This window comes from Oricola thermophila, from assembly GCF_013358405.1.
GTDB classification, from domain to species: domain Bacteria; phylum Pseudomonadota; class Alphaproteobacteria; order Rhizobiales; family Rhizobiaceae; genus Oricola; species Oricola thermophila.
Genome location: NZ_CP054836.1, coordinates 3908006 through 3933318 on the forward strand (window position 1 = coordinate 3908006; position 25313 = coordinate 3933318).

The 25313-nt window shown below is 63.3% G+C and carries 22 protein-coding genes; 17 read left to right on the plus strand and 5 right to left on the minus strand.

Going from position 1 to position 25313, the window contains the following annotated elements; all coding sequences use genetic code 11:
- The first annotated feature begins 31 nt into the window (after positions 1-31).
- From HTY61_RS18930 to hmuQ, 7 genes are all read left to right on the plus strand, one after another.
- Complete coding sequence (locus tag HTY61_RS18930; protein WP_175278267.1) at positions 32-2164, plus strand: TonB-dependent hemoglobin/transferrin/lactoferrin family receptor; 2133 nt, start codon at positions 32-34, stop codon at positions 2162-2164.
- 225 nt (positions 2165-2389) lie between these two features.
- Positions 2390-2848 carry a hypothetical protein gene (locus HTY61_RS18935; protein ID WP_175278268.1) on the plus strand — a complete coding sequence of 153 codons (459 nt, stop codon included), beginning with the start codon at positions 2390-2392 and terminating at the stop codon, positions 2846-2848.
- Between the two features lie 5 nt (positions 2849-2853).
- The gene (locus HTY61_RS18940; protein ID WP_175278269.1) at positions 2854-3561 is read left to right on the plus strand and encodes a MotA/TolQ/ExbB proton channel family protein; all 708 of its coding nucleotides are present in this window, start codon (positions 2854-2856) and stop codon (positions 3559-3561) included.
- Positions 3551-3928, plus strand: coding sequence for an ExbD/TolR family protein (locus HTY61_RS18945; RefSeq protein ID WP_175278270.1), 378 nt, complete (start codon positions 3551-3553; stop codon positions 3926-3928). Before HTY61_RS18940 ends, HTY61_RS18945 begins: the two co-directional genes overlap by 11 nt.
- A 10-nt stretch (positions 3929-3938) precedes the next feature.
- Positions 3939-4340: an ExbD/TolR family protein gene (locus HTY61_RS18950; protein WP_175278271.1), complete on the plus strand. Its 402-nt coding sequence runs from the start codon at positions 3939-3941 to the stop codon at positions 4338-4340.
- Positions 4337-5359, plus strand: coding sequence for an energy transducer TonB family protein (locus HTY61_RS18955; protein WP_175278272.1), 1023 nt, complete (start codon positions 4337-4339; stop codon positions 5357-5359). Before HTY61_RS18950 ends, HTY61_RS18955 begins: the two co-directional genes overlap by 4 nt.
- A gap of 42 nt (positions 5360-5401) precedes the next feature.
- Positions 5402-5716 (plus strand): heme-degrading protein HmuQ, encoded by a 315-nt coding sequence (gene hmuQ, locus HTY61_RS18960; protein ID WP_175278273.1) that lies wholly within the window; start codon positions 5402-5404, stop codon positions 5714-5716.
- A gap of 9 nt (positions 5717-5725) precedes the next feature.
- Here the strand turns inward: hmuQ and HTY61_RS18965 are convergent, their stop codons facing one another.
- Both HTY61_RS18965 and HTY61_RS18970 read right to left on the minus strand, forming a co-directional pair.
- A complete protein-coding gene (locus tag HTY61_RS18965; protein WP_246272856.1) occupies positions 5726-7507 on the minus strand; it encodes a peptidoglycan L,D-endopeptidase MepK in 1782 nt (593 codons plus the stop codon).
- Between the two features lie 338 nt (positions 7508-7845).
- The gene (locus tag HTY61_RS18970) at positions 7846-9354 is read right to left on the minus strand and encodes a sigma-54-dependent transcriptional regulator (RefSeq protein WP_175278274.1); all 1509 of its coding nucleotides are present in this window, start codon (positions 9352-9354) and stop codon (positions 7846-7848) included.
- Between the two features lie 166 nt (positions 9355-9520).
- Between HTY61_RS18970 and HTY61_RS18975 the strand changes: the two genes are divergently transcribed.
- Positions 9521-11371, plus strand: coding sequence for a M3 family oligoendopeptidase (locus tag HTY61_RS18975; protein ID WP_175278275.1), 1851 nt, complete (start codon positions 9521-9523; stop codon positions 11369-11371).
- Positions 11372-11380: 9 nt separating this feature from the next.
- Positions 11381-12307, plus strand: coding sequence for a heme-dependent oxidative N-demethylase family protein (locus HTY61_RS18980; protein WP_175278276.1), 927 nt, complete (start codon positions 11381-11383; stop codon positions 12305-12307).
- Between the two features lie 33 nt (positions 12308-12340).
- On the opposite strand, the gene ilvD is transcribed toward HTY61_RS18980, so the two are convergent.
- Positions 12341-14176 (minus strand): dihydroxy-acid dehydratase, encoded by a 1836-nt coding sequence (gene ilvD, locus HTY61_RS18985; RefSeq protein WP_175278277.1) that lies wholly within the window; start codon positions 14174-14176, stop codon positions 12341-12343.
- 330 nt (positions 14177-14506) lie between these two features.
- Between ilvD and omp10 the strand changes: the two genes are divergently transcribed.
- The 5 genes from omp10 to HTY61_RS19010 all read left to right on the plus strand — a co-directional run bounded on the left by omp10 (position 14507) and on the right by HTY61_RS19010 (position 19665).
- The gene (omp10, locus tag HTY61_RS18990; RefSeq protein WP_175278278.1) at positions 14507-14908 is read left to right on the plus strand and encodes an outer membrane lipoprotein Omp10; all 402 of its coding nucleotides are present in this window, start codon (positions 14507-14509) and stop codon (positions 14906-14908) included.
- A 180-nt stretch (positions 14909-15088) separates the two neighbouring features.
- A complete protein-coding gene (locus tag HTY61_RS18995; RefSeq protein ID WP_175278279.1) occupies positions 15089-16918 on the plus strand; it encodes a 5'-nucleotidase C-terminal domain-containing protein in 1830 nt (609 codons plus the stop codon).
- A 131-nt stretch (positions 16919-17049) separates the two neighbouring features.
- Complete coding sequence (gene hemH / locus HTY61_RS19000; protein WP_175278280.1) at positions 17050-18114, plus strand: ferrochelatase; 1065 nt, start codon at positions 17050-17052, stop codon at positions 18112-18114.
- A gap of 98 nt (positions 18115-18212) precedes the next feature.
- Complete coding sequence (locus HTY61_RS19005) at positions 18213-19187, plus strand: SPFH domain-containing protein (RefSeq protein ID WP_175278281.1); 975 nt, start codon at positions 18213-18215, stop codon at positions 19185-19187.
- A 13-nt stretch (positions 19188-19200) separates the two neighbouring features.
- The gene (locus HTY61_RS19010; protein ID WP_175278282.1) at positions 19201-19665 is read left to right on the plus strand and encodes an NfeD family protein; all 465 of its coding nucleotides are present in this window, start codon (positions 19201-19203) and stop codon (positions 19663-19665) included.
- 4 nt (positions 19666-19669) lie between these two features.
- Here HTY61_RS19010 and HTY61_RS19015 read toward each other — a convergent pair whose 3' ends face one another.
- Positions 19670-20665, minus strand: a complete 996-nt coding sequence (locus HTY61_RS19015) for a KpsF/GutQ family sugar-phosphate isomerase (protein WP_175278283.1) — start codon at positions 20663-20665, stop codon at positions 19670-19672.
- A gap of 241 nt (positions 20666-20906) precedes the next feature.
- Here HTY61_RS19015 and HTY61_RS19020 point away from each other — a divergent pair, with 241 nt between their 5' ends.
- From HTY61_RS19020 to HTY61_RS19030, 3 genes are all read left to right on the plus strand, one after another.
- The gene (locus HTY61_RS19020) at positions 20907-22271 is read left to right on the plus strand and encodes an outer membrane beta-barrel protein (RefSeq protein WP_175278284.1); all 1365 of its coding nucleotides are present in this window, start codon (positions 20907-20909) and stop codon (positions 22269-22271) included.
- A gap of 112 nt (positions 22272-22383) precedes the next feature.
- Positions 22384-23604, plus strand: a complete 1221-nt coding sequence (locus tag HTY61_RS19025) for a lytic murein transglycosylase (RefSeq protein WP_175278285.1) — start codon at positions 22384-22386, stop codon at positions 23602-23604.
- Positions 23605-23647: 43 nt separating this feature from the next.
- Positions 23648-24850, plus strand: coding sequence for an SGNH/GDSL hydrolase family protein (locus HTY61_RS19030; RefSeq protein WP_175278286.1), 1203 nt, complete (start codon positions 23648-23650; stop codon positions 24848-24850).
- 3 nt (positions 24851-24853) lie between these two features.
- On the opposite strand, the gene HTY61_RS19035 is transcribed toward HTY61_RS19030, so the two are convergent.
- Positions 24854-25162: a DUF1244 domain-containing protein gene (locus HTY61_RS19035; RefSeq protein ID WP_175278287.1), complete on the minus strand. Its 309-nt coding sequence runs from the start codon at positions 25160-25162 to the stop codon at positions 24854-24856.
- Positions 25163-25313: the final 151 nt, after the last annotated feature.

Genomic DNA, 25313 nt, shown 5'->3' on the forward strand with positions numbered 1-25313 from the left:
GGCAGGCGGTGTCGCGTTGGGAGTCTTGTGCATGGCATCTTCGGCTGTCGCACAGGAAGACGTCGTGGATTCCGGGCAGCCGACGCTTCTGCAGCGGTTGATCTTGTTGGGCAAGGAGAGGGAAGCGGGGTCGGTCGCCGGTACGCCGCTTGCAACCCAGACGACGGACGAAGAGATCGAGCGCAATCAGATAGACAGCATCGTCGACCTGGGTAATACGACCGAGCCGGGAATCGGCACGGGGGCCGCGGGTCGCGGCGTCAATATTCGCGGACTTGAAGCCGATCGCATCCTGACAACAATCGACGGAATTCCGATACCCTTTCTCGTCAATGATGCGCGCAGCGGTGTGAACAGCGCCGATGGCGGTGTCGATACATTCGATTTCTCCAGCCTTTCGACCGTTGATATCGTTCGCGGTGCCGATTCCAGTCGCGCCGGTTCCGGGGCTCTCGGCGGCGCGGTTGTTTTGCGCACGCTCGAGCCGGGCGATCTGCTGGAAGAAGATGACAATTTTGGCGGTATTGCCAGGACAACCTATGACAGCAGGGATCAGTCCATCGGGGGCGTCGTGGCGATCGCCGGGCGCAGAAACGATACATCCGTCCTGCTGCAGGCCGGCTATACACGCGGCCACGAGATGGATAACCAGGGAACGGTCGGGGGCACAGGGGCCGGTCGTTCCCAGCCGAATCCCGTCGATTATGACGAGCACAACCTGCTCTTCAAGATTCGTCAGGATGTTGGCGCCGGTCATATGGTGGGTTTGACCGCTGAACGTTTCCGCAATGATTCGTCGACAGACCTCTTCACCGAGGAAGGCAGTACCTATTCCGAACTTGACGGCGAAGATGTCAATGAACGCAATCGCGTATCGATAGACTATCGATACGAGGCGCCGATCCCTGGTGCGCTGGTGGATCGGGCGGATGCCAAGCTGTACTGGCAGCGGCTGCAATCCTTCGCCGGTGTTGAAGGTGTGCGCGTCGATTCGCTGGCGGGTGACTGGATGCGTGGCAACGACCTGACCGAGAATGCCGTTGGCTTCACGGGGGCGGCGGAGCGCAGTCTCGAAGTCGGCGCTTCAACCCATCTTCTTTCCGTGGGGCTCGACATGTCGCTTTCGCGCTTCGAACAGTATTCGAGCGGTGACGACGCTTGCGACACGATTTCTCCGCCGCCGTTCGCGTGCATGTTCTACCACAACAACAAGTCCGACATGCCGGATATCGACGCCTATCGCGTCGGCCTGTTCGTGGATGACGAGATTTCGTTCGGGGATAGCGGTTTCAGCCTGACGCCCGGCCTGCGCTACGACTGGTATGACTACAAGCCCAGGGACACGGCCGACTTTCCCGGTACGCTGCCCAAAGAACGCAGCGACTACCAGTTCTCGCCGAAACTCCGCGCCGGCTACCGGGTCGATCCCGGCCTGCAGCTGTTCGCGCAGTGGAGCATGGCATTCAAGGCACCGAATGTCAGCCAGCTCTACCTGAACTACGACAACGCGCCGTTCTATCGGTCGATCGGCAATCCCGACCTCGAACCCGAAACGAGCCATGGCTTCGAAGTCGGCGCGAATTTCGGCGACGAAGACCAAGGCGGCCGCATTACGGCATTCTACAACAAGTATCGGAATTTCATCGATAGCGAGACCAGCTACACGGTGCCGGGCTATTCCTTCAGCACCACCTACGAGAATCTCGATCGCGTGGAAATCTACGGATTCGAGGCGGAACTGCACAAGCGATTCGAGAACGGGTTCAGCTTGAGCGGAGCGTTCGCCCTTGCGCACGGAAAGGACGAGGATACCGGTGACCTGATCGACTCGGTTGCCCCGCTGAAAGCCGTTGTGGGCATAGGCTACGAAACCGAGACCTGGGGAACCGATGCCCGTCTCATCGGCGTAGCGCCGGTCGACGCGGAATCGCCTGCGGCGTTCAAGCCCGATGGCTATGCGATCGTGAACCTGACCGGATGGTGGGAGCCGGAAAACCTGAACGGATTCCGCTTGTCGGGTGGCGTCTACAATCTTTTCGATACCGAATATTATGACGCCGTGAAGTGGCGTGACCTCGATCTCACGTCATCCTCGGCCCAGCCGATGGCGTACTATTCCGAGCCGGGGCGCACCTTCAAGGTGACGCTTACGCAACGCTTCTAACGCGGATGGTGGAACAGGCTTTCGCAGGGCGCCGCGGCCCCGGCCGCGGCGATCAGCAAAGGGGGCGGGTTTCGAAATGCAAACTTGACTCCGATTGTCCTGTTTTATATCGGATTCAAACATGAGCAAAAATATCATGTTTGTGCCGTGAAACCCTTCAATGCCCCGCGATGGGCGACTCCGGTCGCGGGATCGCAGCCTAAGTGAAGAGAGGATCATCTACACATGAAACAGGCAGGACGACACTCCCACGTCTGGCAAGTCAGGGCCGCGATAAGCCTGGCGTGCGTCCTTGCCCTGTCGGGGCCGGTCTTTTCGCAGGACAAAGCGCCGGCCCCGCATCTATCCCTGGAACTGAATGCCCTGCAGCAGATCGAAGAATCCTGCCGCATCGTGTTCCTGGCCGAGAACCGTCTCGGGGCCGATCTCGAAGCGCTTGCCTACGAGACGGTATTGATCGGGACTGACGGGGTCGTCGACCGGCTGACGCTGTTCGATTTCCAGGCGCTGCCGGAGGGGCGCAAGCGCGTGCGCCAGTTCGACCTCGACAATGCGAAATGCGGGGCGATTGGCAGCGTCCTTATCAACGGCGCGGCGTCCTGCTCCGGCAGCGGGCTTTCGGGCGATGAGTGCATCGACAGGCTGAGGGTCACGTCGAAGACCGCGGTCGAGTTGGCAGGATGAAGCCGATGATCGATGGCACGTTGCAACGCATTGCGGATTTTCTGGCTCTTGGCGGTCCTGTCGTGACCGTTCTGGTCGGTGTCTCGGTCATATCTGCTGCGCTGGTCATTGCGAAGATCTGGCAATTCCTCGTGGAGCGGGTTGGCCGGCATACCAACATGGACCGTGCCCTGGCGCACTGGAACGCGGGCAATCGCCAGCTGGCAATATCCGATCTGTCCGCAAGTCGAAGTGCCGCCGGTGCCCTTGTTCGCCAGGGCATGGCGACGATCGCCGAAGCCGGGTCCGACGAGAAGGATGCCGTCAGCGAGCGGCTCCAGGCGGAGGCATTTGCCTATCTTGCCAGGTTGCAATCCGGGTTTCGCGCGCTCGATGCAATTGCTCAGCTTTCACCCCTGATCGGACTTTTCGGCACCGTTCTGGGCATGATCGAAGCTTTCCGGAGTCTCCAGGAAGCGGGAAACTCGGTCGACCCCTCCCTGCTCGCCGGCGGCATATGGGTTGCGCTCCTGACGACCGCGGTCGGGCTGGCGGTCGCCATGCCGACATCGCTGTTTCTCACCTGGTTCGAGAGCCGGGTGGCGCGTGAGCGCGAGCTTCTGGCGCGTGCGCTGACGATCATTCTCAATCCCGTGCAACTGGCCGAGCCGGTTGCGATATCCCGCGAACAACCGACCGGAATGACGGGGGAGGCGCCGGTTCATGCAGCTTGAGCTGGCAGAGCGAAGGCGTGGCACGATCTCGATGACATCGCTGATCGATGTCATTTTCCTGCTGCTGCTTTTCTTCATGCTGTCGTCGACCTTTGCCAAGTTCGGCGAAATCGAGCTGACCGCCGCCGGCGCCGCCGCGGAGCGGGAGGTCAAGCCGGTCTATCTCCGCCTTTCCGACGACCGGCTGATTCTCAACGGCAAAGAGGTCGAACTCGCGGATATTGCGGACGTCCTGGGACGACAGGCCGAACAGGGCGCCAATACCGTGCTGCTGGCACTGGATTCCGAAACCGTGTCGCAACGCTTCGTCGATGTCTATGCCCTCCTGAAAGGCGTACCCGGTTTCGCCGTCGCTGTCGTGCATTGAGGTTCGTGCCATGCGTCTTGCCGCCGAGACTTCATCCGTACGAAAGCCCGAGCCGACGATCGCCCTGATCAATGTCGTCTTCCTGATGCTCGTGTTCTTCCTGATTGCGGGGACGCTGTCGCCGCCGCTCGACCGGGATGTGACCCTGGTCAAGGCGGCTGACCTGCAAGGGCGCGAGCCGCCCGACGCGCTGGTTATCCATGCCGACGGGACGATCAGTTATCGCGGCGAACCGGTTGAACCGGCAGATGCGCTTTCCGTGGCCGGAGAAACGCTGGAGCAGGGCGATACCGTGGTGCGACTGGTACCCGATCGCGATCTTCCCGCAGTCAGGCTGGTCGAGATCGGCAATGCCCTGCGCGATGCCGGGGCAAGCCGTGTGTTCATCGTTGCCGAACGGAATCTCGAATGAAGCATCGCCAGTTCGTGCGAATCGCAGTTGCAGTCGCGGCTTCGCTCGGTATCCACTTTGCCGCTGCCATGGTCGCGACCCCTTCGGCGCCGCCGGTTCTTGTCGAGGGCGGCGAGACGGCACAGATCGCCATGCTTGGTTCGAGTTTCGAGGACCTGCTACAGGGCAGCGATCACGTGATTCCCGCCAGACCGCTGCCTGCAAACCGCGTCGAGGCCGAGGTCGCGCCGAGCATGAAACCGGTCCGGCCAGCCGTCACCGAGCCCGCGCGGTCCGCGGAAATTGTATCCGTCGTTCCCACGGCAGCGGAGTTGGCCGCTACTTCCGATGCGGCAATACCGACCGTTCCGGCGGTGGCTGCGGGAACAGTGCCCGTTGCAGCGCAACAGCCGGCTCCCCCGGAAAAGACGCAACCCGTCGAGGCAAATCCGGTCGCGAAACGTGAACTGCCCGCCGATTCCCGGGATATGGCCGCCCTGATGCCAAGCCACGTCACGGAGACTGTCCGCGCCCTGGCGGACACGTCCGCGACACCCGTTCCCACTGCGCGTCCGCCGCGGCCCGGGGACGAAGGCAAACTTGCGAAAGCCCGGGAGTCGCAGCCGAGAAGGAAGATCGAGCGCGCCAAGGTGGCGAATGCCGCCCGCGGGAATTCCGACCGCAACGCGCGTACAGGTCGCTCGGACGGACGTGTCGAGGCCAAGGCGAAGTCCGGCGGAAAGCTTCGTGCCGGTACGGCCGCAAGAGCCGGCAACGCCAAGGCTTCGAACTATCCGGGCAAGGTCTATTCCAAAATCCGGCGGACGCGCCAGAAGCGAGCCGGGGGCAGCGGCGTGGCCCGGATAGGCTTTTCGATCACCGCCAATGGCGGTCTTGCCAGCGCTCGCGTCGTTGCCAGTTCCGGTTCTCCGGCGGTCGACAAGGTCGCGCTGGACCATATTCGCCGCTCGGCTCCGTTTCCGCCGCCTCCCCCGGGCGCGAAACGCCAATTCGTAATCCCCGTCGAAGTCAGACGGTGAAGCCCGAATCCGTCAAGTCAAATCAAGGAAAGGAACCAGCAAATGTATGTCGCCATGAACCGATTTCGCATCAATGACGGCCACGAGGAAGCGTTCGAGAATGTCTGGCGCAACCGGAATTCCAGCCTCGCGGAAATGCCCGGCTTCAGGTCTTTCCATCTCCTGAAGGGCCCGCGGGACGAGGAGGCCGGGACGACGCTCTACGCTTCGCACACGATCTGGGAAAGCGAGGAGGATTTCGTCAACTGGACGAACTCGGAGAATTTCCGCGCCGCGCACAGGAATGCGGGCGGAAACAAGGGCATGTATGCCGGGCACCCGCAGTTCGAGGGGTTTGTCGCGGTGGTAGACCGCTAGGAGCAACCGTCATTCGGCGGGCGGGATCTGCAATGTGAGCGGCTGACCGTCACCCCCGGTCCCGCCTCCGAATTTCGCAACGGTCAGGAAGGTCACAGCGTTGCCGGAGAAACGGCGCGGGTCGGGCATCGCCTCCCTGCGGAAGCCCTCGGTATAGACCGTCGTCGGGGCTTCGCGGAGGGCATTCCGGATAAAGACAGGCCTTTCCGACGGGCGGCCGTAATCGGTGACTGACAGTTGCGCGGTGGTCCAGCTTCCGAAGCGGGCCGGGTCGATCTGGTCGGCGGGAACGATCTCCACGGGCTTGCGGGCGTCGCGCGCCGACGCTTCCCGGAGCGCCGGACGTGCTGTCTTCCCGGTTGTCGCCACGCCGGTGTCAAGCATGGCCAGGGCGCGCGGATCGTCCGGCACGGGAAGCGAAGCGACCGCGGTCCTGTCCGGTTCGGAAGGCCGCGGGCGCGGGTTCGGCGCTGGTGCATAGGCGGCGGAAACGGGAATGCCCGCGTTCACGTCATCCCGGGGAACGGGTCTTGCCAGCGCAGCCAGTTCGACCGGTGCGCGCTCCGCTGTCTGCGGCCGCGGTGCGGCGGAGGGCAGCGGAACAGGGGACGGGGCAGGCGGTTCTGCTGCGTTGTCGCGGTTGGCAGCCAGCAGGGCTTCGACCGTGGTCTGCCGCAGGTCGGCGTCTGCCGGACGGTCGGCCGCGGCATCGAGCGCAGCCTCGATCTCTGCGGCGGAGCGGCGCGTCGGCAGGCCGGGATCCGCCGCAGCGACCAGTATGTCTTCCGGCTTGGGCTCGGGAAGCGGTATGTCGGCCGGGACCGGAACGGATTCCGCGACCGGCTCGGCCAGGGCAATCACCTGTTCGGGCGGTGCTACCGGTATGGTGCCCTGCGGTCGCGGTGCGAACTGCGGCAACGGCGTCTTGCGGGGTGCCAATGCCGCGATGAGCGCGCTCGGCGACTGTGTATCGGGCGGCGGCGCTGCCTTGACGACCGTCGTCCTGCGGGCGACCGGCGCGGCGGCCTCGATGTTGTCCTCTTCCTCGTCCGCGCCGCCGCCAAAGATGGCGGCGAGCAGGTTCCGGCCGCCGCCGGATCTGCGGCTACCCACGTCAAGCGCGGTCGCGTCACCTCGAGATTTGCGGGCCTTGTATGCTGCAAGTGCCTGCTGGTAGCCGGGCAGGGGCTTTCCATCCGGCGGCAGATGCAATGTCTTGCCATCAGGGAACAGGCGGGTCAGCTCGGATCGACTCATTCGCGGCCAGGCGCGCACGTTGCCGGTGTCGAAATGCACAAAGGGCGACCCGGACTTGGGATAATAGCCGACGCCGCCGCCCTGCAGCTTGAAACCGACCTCGCGGAGCTTCGACAGCTTGACGCCCGGGATATAGAAATCCAACGCCTTGCCGTACATGTGCTGGCTCTTTTGGGCCTGGCCGCCGCGGGTCCTGCGCAGCATCTCGTTCGTGGCAGGTGAGCGGTAGGCCGAAACGACGTGGATATAGTCCTTCGCGCCGACCATCTGATAGGCTTCCCAGACAATGTCGAAGAGCTGCGGATCCATTTTCGTCGGCTCGTTCCGCCGCCAGTCGCGCAGGAAGCGGTTCAGCTTGTCGAGGCCGCTCTTGATATACTTGCCGTCCTTCTTGAAGGTGATCTCGGCGCGTTCCTTGGTATGGATATAGTAAAGCTTCAGCGTGCGGGTTTCCGCACTTGCGGACAGCGATCCCGCCAGCGTGAGCGAAAGGCCGATACAGAGCAACGCGAGCGTGCGCGCGGTCAAGCGCACGACCGTTATCCGGAGGCCTTTCGCCTCTCTTGGCACCCGCTGTTTCAATACGCACCAACCTGGAACAAGAAAACTTCCCCGGAAGCTAACGGCAACATGGTTAACCGCGTGTTATCGCGGCGATGGCACCAATACCCGGCAATATACAGAACGGATGCGTCTGAAAGGCAATCGCGCACGTACCAATCCCCGAACTTCCCCTTTCTAGACGGTGTGATGGCCAGAAATTGCGGTAATACGATGGCAGGATTCCAGGTGAGGCCGGGTGCAAAAACACATGATTACCAAAGCCATGAAGGCCGTGGCTGCCCCGCCGCGTCAATGCGGCGCGAGGCGCTTCACTCGGCGGCGACGCCGGTGTCGCCGAGATTGTATTCCTTGAGCTTGCGGTAAAGCGTCGAGCGGCCGATGCCGAGACGGCGTGCAACTTCGCTCATCTGGCCGCCATAATGGTCGATCGCAAAGGCGATCGCCTCGCATTCCAGTTCGACGAGCGGGCGCACATTTCCGTCCTCGTCAAGCAATCGCACCGTTCCCCAACTGCCGGCGGGCTCGATCCAGTCCCCCGCCGAGGCGGAAGGGACATTGTCGAGTTCGGCGCGCCGAGGCGATGCCGACTCTTCCGCTGTCGGCTCCTTCTCCGCACCCTCGAGCTCCTTCGGATCTATGCCGTGCACCTGGGCCGAGATCTGGGGGAAGTCCTCCTCGCCGAGCATGTTGCCCTCGCACAGGACCATGGCGCGGAAAACCGCGTTCTGAAGCTGGCGGATGTTGCCCGGCCAGTCATGAGCCTGCAGAAGGGAAAGTGCCCGCGGGGAGATGCCGCGCGCCCTGAAGGCCGGTTCCTCGCGCCGGTACATCTCGATGAAGTGATGTACCAGTTGCGGAATGTCGGAGACGCGCTGGCGCAGCGGCGGCACCATGATCGGAAAGACGTTGAGGCGGTAGAACAGGTCTTCGCGGAAACGGCCTTCCTTGATCGCCGCGATCAGGTCGCGATTGGTTGCCGAAATGATGCGGATGTTGACCTTCTTCGGCGTCTTGGCACCGACGGGCTCGATCTCTCCCTCCTGGATCGCGCGCAGCAGCTTGACCTGCGCGTCAAGCGGCAGTTCGCCAATTTCGTCGAGGAAAAGCGTCCCGCCGTTGGCCTCGACGAACTTGCCCGTGTGCTTCTCCGTCGCGCCCGTGAACGCGCCCTTCTCGTGGCCGAACAGGATGCTTTCGATGAGGTTCTCGGGGATTGCGCCGCAGTTGACGACGACGAACGGTTTGTTCTTGCGAGGGCTGTCGGCCTGGATGGCGCGGGCGATCAGCTCCTTGCCCACGCCGGACTCGCCCTCGATCAACACGGGTATGTCGGTGGCGGCGGCCTTGCGCATCAGGGTCTTGACGCGATCCATGGCCTCGCTGCCCGCCACCATGTTGCGAACGGCGGAGGCGCCGTCGTGGTCGCCGGAGGAGACCCTCTTGGAATTGACCTTGAGCGCGGCGTCGAGCGCCGTTGCCAGGCGTTCCGGCGAGACGGGCTTGACCAGGAAATCGAAGGCACCGGCACGCATGGCGGTGATGACCACATCGATGCCGCCCTGCGCCGTCAACACGATGACGGGAATGTTGACATCGCGTTCGCGCATGGAACGCATCACCGTCAGCCCGTCGATGTCGGGCATGACAAGGTCGAGCAGCATGGCGTCGAACGGGGCGGTGCCGGCGTTTTCGACAGCGTCGAGCGCCGCCGCTCCGCCATCGCAGGAGCGCGGTGTGTGACCCAGCCGTTCCACCGCCGCCTCGAGCAGGCGGCGCTGGACCGGATCGTCGTCGACAATGAGGATTTGTGCACTCATCGCTTGAACCGCATGACGCCTTTTGTATTGTTCTGACCGGAAGACACTTCCCGGCAGTCCCAGTGCGCCAAGTTGGCACAAATTCCTGAAATGCGGGCTAAGGCGGTGTTTAGAAGTTTAACGACCGCCGGACCGGGATCGGGACGAGCGCAACGAGGCATGCGAAATGACAAATCCGGTTTTTCCTCGATCCGCCGATGCCGCGCGTGGCGCAACGGCGACCGGCGGCACCGCGCAATCGACACCAGTCGGCGACCTGCCGGAGTGGAATCTCGCCGATCTCTATGCCGGTCTCGATGCGCCGGAACTGAAGCGGGACCTCGAACGGGCCGAACGGGAAGCGCTCGCATTCTCGGACAAGTGGAAGGGAAAACTTCCGGTGGCGGCCACCAACGGCGAACTGGGCAAGGCCGTCGTCGCCTTCGAGGCGCTGGAGGAGCTGCTCGGCCGCATCATGGCCTATGCCAGCCTCACCTATGCCGGTGAGACTGCGGACCCGGTCAAGGCGAAGTTCTACGGCGACATGCAGCAGAGGCTGACCGACATCAGCTCGCATCTGCTGTTCTTCACGCTGGAACTGAACCGGCTGGAAGACGAGGCGATGGAACAAGCCCTCGCCGCGGACGAGACCCTCGCGCGCTACCGGCCCTGGATCGCCGACCTGCGCAAGGAGAAGCCCTATCAGCTGGAGGATCGCATCGAGCAGCTCTTCCATGAAAAATCGCTGACCGGACGCGGGGCGTTCAATCGCCTGTTCGACGAGACGATGACGGGGCTGCGCTTCTCCGTCGACGGGGAGGAACTGCCGCTCGAACCGACCCTGAACCTGCTGCAGGATCACGACCGGATGAAACGTGAGGCGGGCTTCCGTGCGCTGGCCAATACATTCGCCGCGAACCTGCCGACCTTCACGCTGATAACCAACACGCTCGCCAAGGACAAGGAAATCTCCGATCGTTGGCGCGGCTTCGAGGACATTGCCGACAGCAGGCATCTGGCCAACCGCGTGGAACGCGAGGTCGTCGACGCGCTGACGCAGGCCGTGCGCGACGCCTATCCGCGCATCTCGCATCGCTACTATGCGCTGAAGGCGAAATGGCTGGGTCTCGACCGCCTGGAGGCGTGGGACCGGAACGCACCATTGCCGGACAGTTCGCAGGCAACCATAGGCTGGCAACAGGCGAAGGAGACCGTCCTTTCCGCCTATGCCGAGTTCTCGCCCGAAATGGCCGAAATCGCACGGCAGTTCTTCGACAAGTCGTGGATCGACGCGCCGGCGCGTCCCGGCAAGGCGCCGGGTGCATTCGCGCATCCGACCGTGCCCTCGGCGCATCCCTACGTGCTTCTCAACTACATGGGCAAGCCGCGCGACGTGATGACGCTGGCGCACGAGCTGGGCCATGGCGTGCACCAGGTGCTGGCCGGCGAGCAGGGCGCCCTGATGGCGCAAACTCCGCTGACTCTGGCCGAGACGGCGTCGGTCTTCGGCGAGATGCTGACCTTCCGCTCGATGCTCGACCGCACCACGGACCGGCGCGAGCGCAAGGCGATGCTGGCGCAGAAGGCGGAGGACATGATCAACACAGTGATCCGCCAGATCGCCTTCTATTGCTTCGAACGCAAGGTCCACACCGAACGCAGGTCCGGCGAACTGACCGCGGAGCAGATCGGCGAATTGTGGATGAGCGTGCAGGGCGAAAGCCTCGGCCCGGCAATTCGGTTGCCGGAGGGTTACGAGACCTTCTGGGTTTACATACCGCATTTCATCCATTCGCCGTTCTACGTCTATGCCTACGCGTTCGGCGATTGCCTGGTGAACTCGCTCTACGCGGTCTACCAGGATGCAGAGTCGGGCTTCCAGGCAAAGTATTTCGACATGCTGCGCGCAGGCGGAACAAAACATCATTCCGAACTGCTGGCGCCGTTCGGGCTGGATGCGTCGGATCCGGCCTTCTGGTCGAAGGGACTGGCGGTGATCGAGGGCATCATCGACGAACTGGAAGCGATGGACAGCTAGGGGGCGGCCATGGTGCGACCGGTCCACACTCCCTATGACGGATCGGCGACACCGTTCACCATCGGCCTGAAACCGTTCGACCTGCGGGACTGGATCGAGATCGACGGCGAACTCGAACGCTGCCTGACCGAAAAGGACCGCCTTTTCGACGCGGTGCCGGACCGGGTTTTCATGGCGCGTGCCGACACGATCGAGGCGCAGCGCGAGGTTCGGAACGAGCTTCTCCGCCACCTCCTTCAGAGGTTCCCGGGCACCTATCGCCGCGCGGCAGACGAAGTTTTCGTGGGCGACAGGGGAAGACGTGTGCAGATCCGTGCGGACGATCCGGCGCCGCTCAAGACCGTTTCCCTGATGATTGCCGAGGACCTCGTGCTGATGCGGAAATGCGACGACGGCTGGCGACTTGTCGCCGCGTCGCTCTGCTTTCCCTCGTCATGGTCGCTGGCGGAGAAGTTCGATCGTCCGCTGGATGCGATCCACGACACCGTTCCGGGGTTCGGACCGGGGACGCGGACGGCCGGGATGATCGGCCGGATCTTCGACAACCTTAAGGTCGAATTGCCGGTCGAGCGGCGAAACTGGTCACTGCAGGAGAACGGGGAGCTTCATCACCCGCGCTCGAAGGACCTGCGGGATGCCGGTGCGGAGGCGGACGGCGGGTTCCTGGCCGGCATGGCGCCTACGGACGTATTCGTCCGTGTCGAGCGCCAGACGTTGCGCAAGATGCCGGCGTCGGGCGACATCCTGTTCACGATCCGCATCCATCTCGATCCGATATCGGTTATCGAGGGCCATCCGGACGGTCCCGCGCTCGCACGCGGACTGGCGGCGCAACTCGATGCGCTGGAGGCAGACCAGCTTGCCTACAAGGGACTGACGGGCGTCCGTGACAGGCTTTCCGCGTGGTTGCGCGAGCGTGCCGCCATCGGGGAATGACGCCGGTTCCTTGGAACCGGCGCTGCCAGTCGGTTACTCGGGCAGGATACGCACCGCGCCCTTGTCGGCGGAGGACGCGAAGGCGGCATAGACCTTGAGCGCAGTCGTCACGTTGCGCTTGCGCGGCTTTGCCGGCTTCCAGCCGGCGGCGTCCTGCTCGGACCTGCGTTTTGCCAGTTCGGCTTCCGATACCGCAAGATTGATGGTGCGGTTCGGGATGTCGATTTCGATCATGTCGCCGTCGCGTACAAGACCGATGGCGCCGCCATTGGCCGCCTCGGGCGAAACATGGCCGATCGAAAGACCGGAACTGCCGCCGGAGAACCGGCCGTCGGTGACGAGCGCGCAGGCCTTTCCCAGCCCTTTCGACTTCAGGTAGCTGGTCGGGTAGAGCATTTCCTGCATGCCCGGACCGCCCTTCGGTCCCTCGTATCGGATGACCACGACATCGCCGGGACTGACTTCGTTGCCGAGGATGCCCTTGACCGCCGCGTCCTGGCTCTCGAAGACCTTGGCCGGCCCGGAGAAGGTCAGAATCGATTCATCCACGCCCGCGGTCTTCACTATGCAGCCGTCGACAGCGATATTGCCCTTCAGCACGGCGAGGCCGCCATCACGGGAGAAGGCGTTGTCGACCGAGCGGATAACGCCGGACGTCCGGTCGGTATCCAGTTCATCCCATAGACGCTCCTGGCTGAAAGCCGTCTGGGTCGGCACCCCGCCGGGTGCTGCACGGTAGAAAGTGCGCACGTCATCGCTGTTCGTCCGCATGACGTCCCAACGGTCGATGGCATCGCCTATCGTCGCCGAATGCACGGTCGGGCAATCGCGATGGATCAGGCCGCCCCTGTCGAGTTCGCCCAGAATCGCCATGATCCCGCCAGCGCGGTGGACATCCTCCATGTGAACGTCACCCTTGGCCGGCGCGACCTTCGACAGGCAGGGAACATTGCGCGACAGGCGGTCGATGTCCTCCATCCGGAAATCCAGACCGGCCTCGTGCGCCGCCGCAAGAATGTGCAGCACCGTGTTGGTGGAACCGCCCATGGCGATGTCGAGCGTCATGGCATTCTCGAACGCCTTTTTCGACGCGACGTTGCGGGGCAGGACGGATTCATCGTCCTGTTCGTAGTAGCGACGCGCGATGTCGACAATCAGGTGCCCGGCCTCGACGAACAGGCGCCGGCGGAAAGCATGCGTTGCGAGCATCGAGCCGTTGCCGGGCAGGGAGAGGCCGAGGGCCTCGGTCAGGCAGTTCATCGAGTTGGCCGTGAACATGCCGGAACACGAACCGCAGGTCGGGCACGCGGACCGCTCGATGGTCCGGACATCCTCGTCGGTGACATTGTCGTCCGCGGCGGCGACCATGGCGTCGACCAGGTCGAGCGCGTGGGTTTCGCCCTTCAGGACAACCTTGCCGGCCTCCATCGGCCCGCCCGAAACGAAAACCGCCGGAATATTCAGGCGCATTGCCGCGTTCAGCATGCCGGGCGTGATCTTGTCGCAGTTGGATATACACACCATGGCATCAGCACAGTGGGCATTGACCATGTACTCGACGGAATCGGCGATGATCTCGCGGCTGGGCAGCGAATAGAGCATGCCGTCATGGCCCATGGCGATGCCGTCATCGACAGCGATGGTATTGAATTCCTTGGCTACGCCGCCCGCAGCCTCGATCTCGCGCGCCACGAGCTGACCCATGTCCTTCAGGTGGACATGGCCGGGAACGAACTGCGTGAAAGAGTTGACGACGGCGATGATCGGCTTGCCGAAGTCGGTATCCTTCATGCCGGTGGCGCGCCAGAGGCCGCGGGCACCGGCCATGTTGCGGCCGTGGGTGGTCGTGCGGGATCGGTATGCGGGCATTTCAACTACCTGTTTTTCTTTTCCAGAAGGGAAATAGCGCGCCTTGGACCAATCCGAAAGGCATATGGCCTGCATTTTTTGTTCCGGCAGCATGGCCGAGACGCGGGACGGGCGATACCAAGGCGACGAGGAACCCGGCCGCCTTATATTGGCCCGGCGGGGCTGCTAAAGGACCAAACCCGGCCAGCGCCCGGCCAGAACTGTTCCGTGTACTCGCCGTCGCCACGGGCGACAGCTGCCGAAAGTACCGGCGCATTGAAGCATTGCGGCTTCTATGCATGAAGAAAGTGTTCTAGATTGGCACAAGACATATTCGATAGGGGTAACCGCATGAATTCCCGCCTTCTCGCCAAATCCACCGCCCTTGCCGGCAGTCTGCTTGCGCTCGCCACGCTCGGCGGCTGCGTCATGGACGGTCCTCCTCCGGGTTATGGTTACGGCCAGGCGACGCGCGGTGGCGGCGTCGAGGGCAACTGGAGCGATACCGGTGGCGTCGCGACATCGAGCTTCAACAGCGGCGTGTTCGTGACCGTCGCCAACGATACCGGCAACCGGCTGGCGGAAGGCAGCTACCGCTATATCGACGACCGGAACATCGAGATCATCTTCACCTCGCTGGTGCGCCAGCAGCAGGTGCGCGCAAATTGCCTGGTCATCAATCCCGGCCAGATGAACTGCACCAACGATGCCGGCTCGCAGTTCACACTGGTACGTCGAGGCGCCATCGGGTGATCGCGCGCGCTTCGCGGCCATCACAAGCTTTTGCAATCGACGGCCGTGCCGTCTTGCCAATCGTCGCGGCCGGTGGAAACATCGTGGCGACGGCGGCCATCGCATGATTGTTACAGGCATGTGCCATGGAGCCGCCCACGGTGTCCGCCCCGGCGGCGCCAACCGAACAGGGAGAATGGAATGAAACGAATCCTGAGACTTGCCATGTTCAGCGTCTCGGCGCTGGCGATCGGTACGGCGAGTGCGAGTGCCGATTATACGTTGCATATCATCCACATAAACGATCTCCACAGCCGTATCGAACCGGTCAGCAAGTATGACTCGACCTGCAGCGCGGAAGACAACGAGGCAGGTGAATGTTTCGGCGGCGTGGCCCGCGTTGCCACAAAGATCAACGAACTGCGCAAGGAACTGGAAGGCGAGAACGTCCTTGTTCTCGATGCGGGCGACCAGTACCAGGGGTCGCTGTTCTACACGACCTACAAGGGCGACGTCGAAGCGGAGTTCATGAACCATATCGGCTTCGACGCCATGGCCGTGGGCAACCATGAATTCGATGACGGGGACGAAGGCCTGGCGAAGCTGGCGGACAAGGTCGATTTCCCGGTCATTTCGGGCAATATCGATGTCAGCCAGTCGAACATTCTCGCTGGCAAGATCGAGGATCACCTGGTGATCGAGGTCGGCGGGGAGAAAATCGGCATCGTTTCCGCGCTGGCGACCGATACGGTCGAAACGTCGAGCCCGTCCGATGCCGTGACATTCTCCGACGAGATCGAAAGCCTGCAGGCCGATGCCGATGCGTTGGCGGCCGAGGGCGTGAACAAGATCATAGCGCTCAACCATGTCGGCGTGACGAAGGACATGGAGATCGCGGGCGCTGTGACCGGCCTTGACGCTGTCGTCGGCGGCCATTCGCACACGAAGTTCTCCAATACCGAGGAAGGCGCCATGGCCTATCCGACCATGGTGGGCAACGTGCCGGTGGTGCAGGCCTACGCCTATTCGAAATATGTCGGCCACCTGGTCCTCACCTTCGATGACGACGGCAATGTCATCGAGGCCACCGGCGACACGATACTGCTGGACGCTTCCGTCGAGGAAGATCCGGAGGTCGTCGCCCGGGTCAAGGAACTTGCCGAGCCGATCGAGGAACTCAAGGTCAAGGTGATCGGCGAGGCGGCAGATGATATCGACGGCAGCCGCGATGTCTGCCGCGCGATGGAATGTTCCATGGGGACCCTGGTTGCCGATGCCATGCTCGATCGCGTCAAGGACCAGGGTGTCCAGATCGCCATCCAGAACGGAGGCGGGCTGCGCTCCTCCATCGACGCCGGCGAAGTGACGATGGGCGAGGTGCTGGCGGTTCTTCCGTTCCAGAACACGCTGGCAACCTTCCAGCTCAAGGGCGCGGACGTGATTGCAGCCCTGGAAAACGGCGTCAGCCAGATCGAGGAGGGAGCCGGTCGCTTCCCGCAGGTCGCCGGCCTGAAATACACATTCGACGCAAAGGCCGAGCCGGGCTCGCGCATTTCGAACGTGATGGTCGCCGATGCGAACGGCGAATTCGCTCCGATCGACCCCGAAGCGGTCTATGGTGTCGTTTCCAACAACTACATGCGCGGCGGCGGCGACGGCTATGCCGTATTCAGGGACAAGGGCATGAATGCCTATGACTACGGCCCGGGTCTCGAGGAAGTCGTGGCCGACTACATCGCGGCAAACAGCCCCTACAAGCCGTATACGGACGGACGCATCCAGGCAGCCGATGCGGCGATGGCCGGGGAGACCGCCGTGGCGGTGCCGGAACCGGAGCTGCCCGTCTCGACATTGACAAGCGGCGCTCCGGTGGTGCCGGCACGGACCCACATGGTGGCGCGTGGCGACAATTACTGGAACCTCGCCAGGAAGTATTACGGTGACGGCCAGATGTGGTCGAAGATCGCCGAGGCCAATCCCGACATGGATGCCGACAACCTGACGATCGGCGCGGAACTCGTCATCCCCTGAGATGCCGGACAGATCGAAAGGAAGGGCGCGGGCTTTCCCGCGCCCTTTCGTTTGCGTGACGGGGACCGTGGCAAGATACGGCATTGAAACATGGCCGGCGGCGGCTAAGTTCCTGCCCAAAGGATAGGACGATGAACATCACGACGAAGATCGATCGCGCCGAGGCGCGGGCCACCGGGCCGCTGCCGCCTGACCATCCGCCGGTGAAGGCCCGGAAGATCGGCGTTCTGCTGATCAATCTCGGCACGCCGGATGCCACCGACGTGAAGTCGATGCGGCGTTACCTGAAGGAATTCCTGACCGACCGGCGCGTGATCGAATGGCCGCGATATGTCTGGTATCCGATCCTCTTCGGCATCGTGCTCAGAACCCGCCCCGCGAAGGTGGGCAAGGCGTACAAGACGATCTGGAACGAGGATCGCGACGAAAGCTATCTGCGCACCTACACGCGGTCCCAGGCAGAAAAGCTCGGTGCGGCGCTGGAAAACCATCCGGATATCGTCGTCGACTGGGCGATGCGGTACGGAAACCCCTCCATCGATTCACGCATGACGGCGTTGCGCGAGCAGGGATGCGATCGCATCCTGGCTTTCCCGCTCTATCCGCAGTATTCGGCGGCAACGACGGCAACCGTCAACGACAAGGTTTTCCAGTCGCTCATGGCAACACGGTTCATGCCGGCTGTGCGGACGGTGCCGTCCTATCACGACGAACCGATCTACATCGAGGCGCTCGCGCGCTCGATCGAGGCGCATTTCGAGAAGCTGGATTTCGAACCGGAAAAGGTGATCGCCTCCTATCACGGGATACCCCAGAGCTATTTCAAGCGCGGCGATCCGTATCATTGCCAGTGCCAGAAGACCTCGCGGCTGCTCGAACAGCGACTCGGCTGGGAGGAGGGCCGCCTGCTGACGTGCTTCCAGTCGCGGTTCGGTCCGGAGGAATGGCTGCAACCCTATACCGACAAGACCATCGAGCAGCTTGCCAGGGACGGCGTGAAAACGATCGCCGTCTTCAATCCCGGCTTCGTTTCCGACTGCCTGGAAACGCTGGAGGAAATCGCGGGCGAGGGGGCCGATATCTTCCGGGAAAACGGCGGCGAGAAATTCACCCACATTCCCTGCCTCAACGACTCGGAGGAGGGCATGGCAGTCATCGAGGCGATGGTGCGCCGGGAACTGCAGGGCTGGATATAATCAGCGGCGCGTATCCGGTTTCGTAATCCGCGGTTTACATTCCCATATTAACAATCGGCCAGCGCAATGCCGGTCGCGGCACCTGGAGGATTCAAGTCATGTTCGGCTTCGACATAGCAATCGCGGTGTTCGCCGCACTCGTGGTCATCGTCCTGTTTGCCGGCATCAAGACCGTGCCGCAGGGCTACAACTACACGGTGGAACGGTTCGGGAAATACACCCGCACGCTCGAACCGGGACTCAATCTCATCATCCCCTTCTTCGACCGGATCGGCGCGAAGATGAACATGATGGAGCAGGTGCTCGATGTGCCGACCCAGGTCGTCATCACCCGCGACAACGCATCCGTCGAAGCTGACGGCGTGTGCTTCTACCAGGTCATGAACGCGCCCAAGGCCGCCTACCAGGTCGCGGGACTGGAAAACGCGATCCTGAACCTGACCATGACCAATATCCGTTCGGTGATGGGCTCCATGGATCTCGACGAGCTGTTGTCCAACCGCGATGCGATCAACACGCGTTTGCTGCGCGTCGTGGACGAGGCGGGAAGCCCGTGGGGCATCAAGATCACCCGCATAGAGATCAAGGACATCAACCCGCCGGCAGATCTCGTCGATGCCATGGCACGGCAGATGAAGGCCGAGCGCGACAAGCGCGCCGAGATCCTCGAGGCCGAGGGCGAGCGCCAGTCGCAGATTCTGCGTGCCGAGGGCCTCAAGCAATCCGCGATCCTGAAGGCGGAAGGCGAGCGCGAGGCCGCCTATCGCGAGGCGGAGGCCCGTGAGCGGCTGGCCCAGGCCGAGGCGAACGCGACACGATCGGTCTCCGAGGCGATTGCCGCGGGCTCGACCCAGGCCATCAACTACTTTGTCGCCCAGAAATACACCGAGGCCCTGCAGGCGATCGGATCGGCGCCGAACCAGAAGATCGTCCTGATGCCGATGGAAGCGGCTTCGCTGATCGGTTCGCTCGGCGGCATAGGTGCCATCGCCAAGGAAGTGTTCGGCGATGGCGACGGATCGAACGGATCCGGCAACCGCAGCCGCACCGTCCCTCCGACCGGCAAGCTGTAGGCCGGAGAACACCATGATCCTTCAATGGATAACCGATATCGGCGGCTGGAGCTGGATCATCCTGGGACTGGTCCTGCTCGTGCTGGAAGTTCTCGCGCCGGGCATCTTCTTCCTGTGGCTCGGTATCGCCGCGCTGGTCATCGGCGTGATTTCGCTTGTCGTGTGGGGAATTGGCGCGGAGTTGTGGACCTGGCAGGTGCAGGTGCTCGGGTTCCTGATCCTGTCGGTCGGCTTCGTCTATGCCGGCCGGTCGTGGCTGGCGCGCACGGAAACAGACAGCGACGAACCCTTGCTCAACGATCGCGTGGCGCAGATGGTCGGCCGGACGGCGACACTGGAGGACCCGATCACGAACGGGGTCGGCCGTATCCGTCTGGGAGACACGCTGTGGCGGGTCGAGGGGCCGGACCTGCCTGCCGGCACGAAGGTGCGCATCATCGGCGGCAGTGCCGACCGGCTCGAAGTGGAACGCGCCTGAAATCTCAGGCGGCGCCGACGCGCAGCAGGTCGTGAAGGTGAACGATCCCGACGGGCTTGCCGTCGCTGACAACCATCAGGGCGGTGATCGAGGAGGTATTGACGATCTTCAGCGCGGAGGCGACCAGAGTGTCGCCCTCGATCGTCTTGGGTGAGCGGGTCATGACCTCGTCGACCGACATGGACAAGAGGTCGGCATCAATATGGCGGCGCAGGTCACCGTCGGTGATGATGCCGCAGAGTCGGGCGTCGCGGTCGATTACGCCGACGCAGCCGAAACCCTTCTCCGAAATTCGCATGATGGCATTGCGCATGCTCGTCCCGGCCTCGACCAGCGGGACCCGGTCACCGGTGTGCATGATTTCCGACACCTTCATGAGGCTCGCACCCAGTTTGCCGCCGGGATGGAAGGTGTGAAAATCGGATGCGCTGAAGCCGCGGCTTTCCAGAAGCGCAACCGCGAGCGCATCACCAAGCGCAAGCTGCATCAGGGTCGATGTCGTCGGGGCGAGACCATGTGGGCAGGCCTCCTCGGCCTTCGGCAGTGCAAGAACGATATCGGCCTGGCGGGCAAGCGTGGATTCCACGCCGGCGGTTATCGCGATCAGCGGGATCTCGAAGCGGCGCGAATAGCTCAGGATACCGCCCAGTTCCCGTGTTTCCCCGGACCAGGACATGGTGACGATCGCGTCGTCGCGCGCGATCATGCCAAGATCGCCGTGATTCGCCTCGGCAGGGTGGACGAAAAAGGCCGGCGTACCCGTCGAGGCCAGCGTGGCGGCAATCTTGGAGCCGATATGGCCGCTCTTGCCGACCCCGGTGACGATCACGCGGCCGGTGATGCCGCGGATCACTTCGAGCGCTTGCGAGAACGGCTTACCCAGGCCGTCCGCGATCGCTTCCGACAAGGCCTCGAGTCCCTTGCGCTCCACGGCCAGGGTGCGGAGCGCGGACATGACAGGCTCCTTCACCGTCTCCGAATTCTTCGTGTTTTCGCTCATGGCCGACCGCTACTCCACCGCTTGCCGTTTGTCCATCAAGGATAGACGCCAGCCGGTGCCGCATGAATGGTTTGCCCGTGTTTTTCCCGCAGGGCTCTAAGCATTCGTTAACCACGGCCGTTTAGGTTTCGGTAAGAAAACGAGGTGATCGACCGTGGCAACGGTCCCATTCAGCAAAAGCACGACCCCGAACCGACGAGTCGCGTCTGCCGCGCTGCCGTTCAGGCTGGCTGCGCTGTGCATGCTCGCTTCGCAGGGCTCCGCATTCGCGCAGGATGTCGATCCGCTGGGCGAAGATGTCGGCGCGCAAGTGCTCGCTGCCGACCAGGCGTCGGAAACGGAACCGGCGGAAATGACCTCGCCGCCCGTCAGGGGAGCCGTGCAAAGATCACTGTCGGTTGACCCGGTCACTCCGATTGGCCGCTCGCGCGGCCGCTCGGAAGACGATCCCTTCGCGGCGCCGGGGCTGCGTTTCGGCAGTTTCGTCCTGCGGCCGACTCTGGAACTCGGGCTGACCGGCTCGCGGACAATGGGCGCCTCCGGCGCCACGATGGACCGGACGATAGGCGAATCGTCGCTTCAAATTGACATGGAATCCGAATGGGATCGCCATGCACTCGGCGTGTCCGTTGAAGGCGGATTGCAGCGCGGGTTTGGCGACGGGAACGAGCTGGAGCCCGAACTGAATGTGGACGCCACGGCACGGGCCGACCTCGGCAGCGATACGACGCTCACGGGCAGGGTCGGCTACGCCTACGAGACGGAAAACGGACAATCGGCAGCCTATCTCGCGGCGACGGACCCGCTGCTGGTGCCCGCAGTAACCGGGATCAACGACCCGGCTACCCAGACCTTCAGCGGCGGACTGGCGTTGCGCCGGGACTTCGGTCGCTTCCACGGCGAGGCCGAGGCATCCGCGGAGCGCAATATCCACGGTACGGCCAAGCTGAGCAACGGCACCTCGATTTCGCAGCGCGATCTCGACAACACCGTCTACGATTTCCGGTTGCGGGCCGGGTTCGACATGTCGCCGGTGTTTTCACCGTTCCTAGAGACGACTTTCGGCTTGCGCCGGATGGACAGCAAGCCCGACAGCGGCGGAGCGAACCGCGACGCATACCGCTACGGAATACGCGCGGGGACAGGGGTCGACCTGGGGGAGAAGCTGAACGGGGAAGTCTCGGTCGGCTTCATCGCGGAAGACATCGCCGATGCCGCGCTCGAAGACCTGCGCGGGGTATCCTTCGATGCGGCGCTCAACTGGTCGCCGCGTCGCGGGACCGATGTCGCGCTGACAATGACGACAAGCACGGAGAGCGGCAGCCGGAGCGGTTCGAGCGGAGCGTTGCTCTATGCAGCGGAACTCGGCGTCACCCACCGTGCCCGCGCCGATCTTACCTTCGAAGGGGCACTCGGCGCCGAATACAGGGATGCGCGCGGCATGGCGGACGAGGTCACGGTGGATGGATCCGTTGCGCTTACCTACTGGTTCAATCGCTTTACGGGCCTGACCACCAGAATCGAACACGAGCGCACGACGAGCTCCGATGCGGCGCTGCGCTCCGAAGAAACGAGCGCATTTGTCGGCCTCACCTTGCAGCGCTGAGCGGCGAATGCCGAAATTATGCCATCGAATCATGCTCACAAGGCCGAAAACAAGCGCGTCCAGCGACGGGGATTTCGGCGTCACGCAATGCATGAGAAAGGACGAGACATTCATGCGCAAGAGCAATTCCTGCCGCCGCATTGCGGGCCTGGCGGTCGCCGCAACCCTGCTGGCCGCCACGCTTTCCGGTCAAGCCAGCGCCGATGCCGCGTTCCAGCGGTGGATCGGCGACTTCCGGCGCACCGCCGTCGAGAGCGGAATTTCCGCCGCAGTCTATGACCGGGCATTCGCCGGGGTCACGGCGCCCGATCCCGAGGTTCTGAGAAAGGCCAACTTCCAGCCGGAGTTCCGGGACGAGGCATGGCAGTATATCGACGGGCGCGTGCACGAGCGGTCGATCGCCACCGGCCGCGAGATGCTGCGCAAATACGGGCGGCTTCTCAGCTCCATCGAACGGCAGACCGGCGTGAGCCGCAACATCGTGCTGGCGATCTGGTCGATGGAATCCGACTACGGCGAGTTCCTGAAGCGCGAGGACCGGCTGCACTACGTGCCGCAGGCACTGGCGACGCTTGCCTATGCCGACCGGCGGCGGGCGAAATATGCGCGCGGGCAGCTGATCGGCGCGCTGAAGATCCTGCAGCGTGGCGACGTCTCGCGCAACCAGCTGCTCGGCTCATGGGCCGGTGCGATGGGACACACGCAATTCATCCCGACAAGCTACCTGGCCTATGCGGTGGACGGCGACGGCGACGGGCGCCGCGACATCTGGAACTCGGTTCCGGACGCTCTCTGGACGGCGGCCAACCTGCTGCGCCGCAACGGATGGAAAGCCGGCCAGACCTGGGGCTACGAGGTGGTCCTGCCACCCGGACGCAAGTTCCCGGGCGGCAAGATGAGCCTTGCCCAGTGGGAGAAGATCGGCGTGCGCCGCGCCAACGGCAAGGCATTCCCGCGACCCAACCAGAAGGCCGAGCTGAAAGTACTGCAGGGGCGCGACGGGCCCGCTTTCCTGATGGTGGACAACTTCTTCGTCCTCAAGCGCTACAACAATGCCGACAAGTACGCTCTCGCTGTCGGGCTGCTTGCCGACCAGATCGGCGGCCACCCGGGGCCGCAGAAGGACTGGAAACGCCCGTTCACCAAGCTGTCGATCGCCGAGAGCGAGGAACTGCAGCAACGGCTCAAGCGGGCAGGCTTCTACGACGGCGAGATCGACGGGAAGATCGGGCCAGCCTCGCGCAGCGCGATCCTTGCCTATCAGCAACATCACGGGCTGGAGCAGGATGGCTATGCCTCGATGGAACTGCTAAACATCCTGCGACGAAACTGAGGCGGCGATTGGCCGGCAAGAGGCCGGCTGCCGGGATGCGGACTTGTCGCGGTTCTTGAACATGATGCGCGGATTGGCAGTACTGGTGACGGCGGCTGTCCTGCTGCAGGCGGTTGCGGGGACCGCAGGCGTGCCTGGCCTCGACGTGGCCGCGGCGGAGGCGCAGGAGCGGCGCACGTTGCTGGATCTGCTGTTCCGGGGACGCACGCGACCCGAGCCGCAGGCTCGAGAAGTCCCGCGCACGTCGCGCAAGCGCGTGGTCAGGAAGAAATCGGCGCCGGCAAGGCGCGCGCCTGCACCGGCTCCGAAGGTCGAGAAATCTGAGGATGCACAGGTCATCCTGGTTGCCGGCGACTTCACCGCGTCCGGGCTTGCACAGGGGCTGCAGGAAGCCTTCGCAGACGTGCCGACGATCCGCATCGAATCGCGGGCAAATGGTTCGTCGGGCTTCGTGCGCGACGACTACTATGACTGGCCGGGTTCGATCGGGCCCATCCTCGAGGAGACCAAGCCCGCACTGCTCGTCGTGATGATCGGTTCCAACGACCGCCAGTCGATGCGCGTCAACGGCAAGACCGAGAAGGTGCGCACAGAGGCCTGGGACCGGGAATATGTCGCGCGCGTCGACCGTTTCGTGGGAACCGTCCGCGACAGCGGCGTTCCGCTGATATGGGTCGGCGGGCCTCCCTACCGGTTCAAGGCGATGTCGGCCGACATCCTTGCCTTCAACGAATTCTACCGAACCAGCGTCGAGGCGGCGGGCGGCACCTTCGTCGATATCTGGGACGGATTCACCGACCAGGATGGCGCATTCGTGCTCAGCGGCTCGGACATCAATGGCCAGACCGTGCGGTTGCGCAATTCGGACGGGATCAATTTCACGAACGAGGGAAAGCGGAAGCTGGCCTTCTACGTGGAACGGCAGATCAGGCAGATGCTGGGGGCGGGCCCGTCGCCCCTGCAATCCGGCCTTGCGCCGGAAAGCTTCTCGACGATGCGGCTGCCGCCCCTGCGTTCCGAGGTCAACCTGGAGCGGCTCGATCCGATCAACCTGTCCGATCCTGAACTGGATGGCGGCGTTGCCCTGCTCGGCGATGTCACCGTGCCGAAGGCCGAGCCGCCGGCAAACCCGCTGCAGACCAAGAGCGTACGCAACCGGCTGGTCGAGGACGGAGTCCCGCCGCCACCGAAGCCGGGGCGGGCAAACGACTTCGCATGGTCCGCCGGTGACGGTGAATCGCCATAGGGATCAATCGTGCTTCGGCGCCACCTCCGCGAAGCGGGCCTTCTGCTCCGGGGTGGCCTCGGTCTGGTATTTCGCGCGCCATTCCTCGTAGGGCATTCCGTAGACGATCTCGCGCGACTCCTCCTTGGACAGGGCGATGCCCTCGGCCTCGGCCGCCTCGCGGTACCAGTTGGACAGGCAGTTGCGGCAGAATCCGGCCAGGTTCATCAGGTCGATATTCTGCACGTCGGTGCGTTCGCGAAGGTGCCGGACGAGACGCCGGAACGCGGCGGCCTCCAGTTCGACCTGCTTTTGCTGCGGAATGTCGGTCATGGGGATACCTCCTTGTCGGGTGGTGTCATGCATATCGGCGATGGTCGCGCATTCGCAAGGGAACCGGCTTGCGGTCGCGGAAAAGGGCGCCGAATTCCACCTTTGCATTGACATAAAGTGATGCCATGCGACAAACGTCGAAAGAATCAGC

What these genes read in the sequence shown, in the direction of transcription:
- ilvD (WP_175278277.1), bottom strand. Translation starts at nt 14,176, where the DNA reads ATGCCCGCATACCGATCCCGCACGACCACCCACGGCCGCAACATGGCC.
- HTY61_RS18945 (WP_175278270.1), top strand. Translation starts at nt 3,551, where the DNA reads ATGCAGCTTGAGCTGGCAGAGCGAAGGCGTGGCACGATCTCGATGACA.
- HTY61_RS19025 (WP_175278285.1), top strand. Translation starts at nt 22,384, where the DNA reads ATGCGCAAGAGCAATTCCTGCCGCCGCATTGCGGGCCTGGCGGTCGCC.
- HTY61_RS19015 (WP_175278283.1), bottom strand. Translation starts at nt 20,665, where the DNA reads ATGAGCGAAAACACGAAGAATTCGGAGACGGTGAAGGAGCCTGTCATG.
- HTY61_RS18940 (WP_175278269.1), top strand. Translation starts at nt 2,854, where the DNA reads ATGATCGATGGCACGTTGCAACGCATTGCGGATTTTCTGGCTCTTGGC.
- HTY61_RS18930 (WP_175278267.1), top strand. Translation starts at nt 32, where the DNA reads ATGGCATCTTCGGCTGTCGCACAGGAAGACGTCGTGGATTCCGGGCAG.
- HTY61_RS19005 (WP_175278281.1), top strand. Translation starts at nt 18,213, where the DNA reads ATGTTCGGCTTCGACATAGCAATCGCGGTGTTCGCCGCACTCGTGGTC.
- HTY61_RS19035 (WP_175278287.1), bottom strand. Translation starts at nt 25,162, where the DNA reads ATGACCGACATTCCGCAGCAAAAGCAGGTCGAACTGGAGGCCGCCGCG.
- hmuQ (WP_175278273.1), top strand. Translation starts at nt 5,402, where the DNA reads ATGTATGTCGCCATGAACCGATTTCGCATCAATGACGGCCACGAGGAA.
- HTY61_RS18950 (WP_175278271.1), top strand. Translation starts at nt 3,939, where the DNA reads ATGCGTCTTGCCGCCGAGACTTCATCCGTACGAAAGCCCGAGCCGACG.
- HTY61_RS18935 (WP_175278268.1), top strand. Translation starts at nt 2,390, where the DNA reads ATGAAACAGGCAGGACGACACTCCCACGTCTGGCAAGTCAGGGCCGCG.
- HTY61_RS19010 (WP_175278282.1), top strand. Translation starts at nt 19,201, where the DNA reads ATGATCCTTCAATGGATAACCGATATCGGCGGCTGGAGCTGGATCATC.
- hemH (WP_175278280.1), top strand. Translation starts at nt 17,050, where the DNA reads ATGAACATCACGACGAAGATCGATCGCGCCGAGGCGCGGGCCACCGGG.
- HTY61_RS18980 (WP_175278276.1), top strand. Translation starts at nt 11,381, where the DNA reads ATGGTGCGACCGGTCCACACTCCCTATGACGGATCGGCGACACCGTTC.
- omp10 (WP_175278278.1), top strand. Translation starts at nt 14,507, where the DNA reads ATGAATTCCCGCCTTCTCGCCAAATCCACCGCCCTTGCCGGCAGTCTG.
- HTY61_RS18975 (WP_175278275.1), top strand. Translation starts at nt 9,521, where the DNA reads ATGACAAATCCGGTTTTTCCTCGATCCGCCGATGCCGCGCGTGGCGCA.
- HTY61_RS18970 (WP_175278274.1), bottom strand. Translation starts at nt 9,354, where the DNA reads ATGAGTGCACAAATCCTCATTGTCGACGACGATCCGGTCCAGCGCCGC.
- HTY61_RS19020 (WP_175278284.1), top strand. Translation starts at nt 20,907, where the DNA reads ATGCTCGCTTCGCAGGGCTCCGCATTCGCGCAGGATGTCGATCCGCTG.
- HTY61_RS18995 (WP_175278279.1), top strand. Translation starts at nt 15,089, where the DNA reads ATGAAACGAATCCTGAGACTTGCCATGTTCAGCGTCTCGGCGCTGGCG.
- HTY61_RS18955 (WP_175278272.1), top strand. Translation starts at nt 4,337, where the DNA reads ATGAAGCATCGCCAGTTCGTGCGAATCGCAGTTGCAGTCGCGGCTTCG.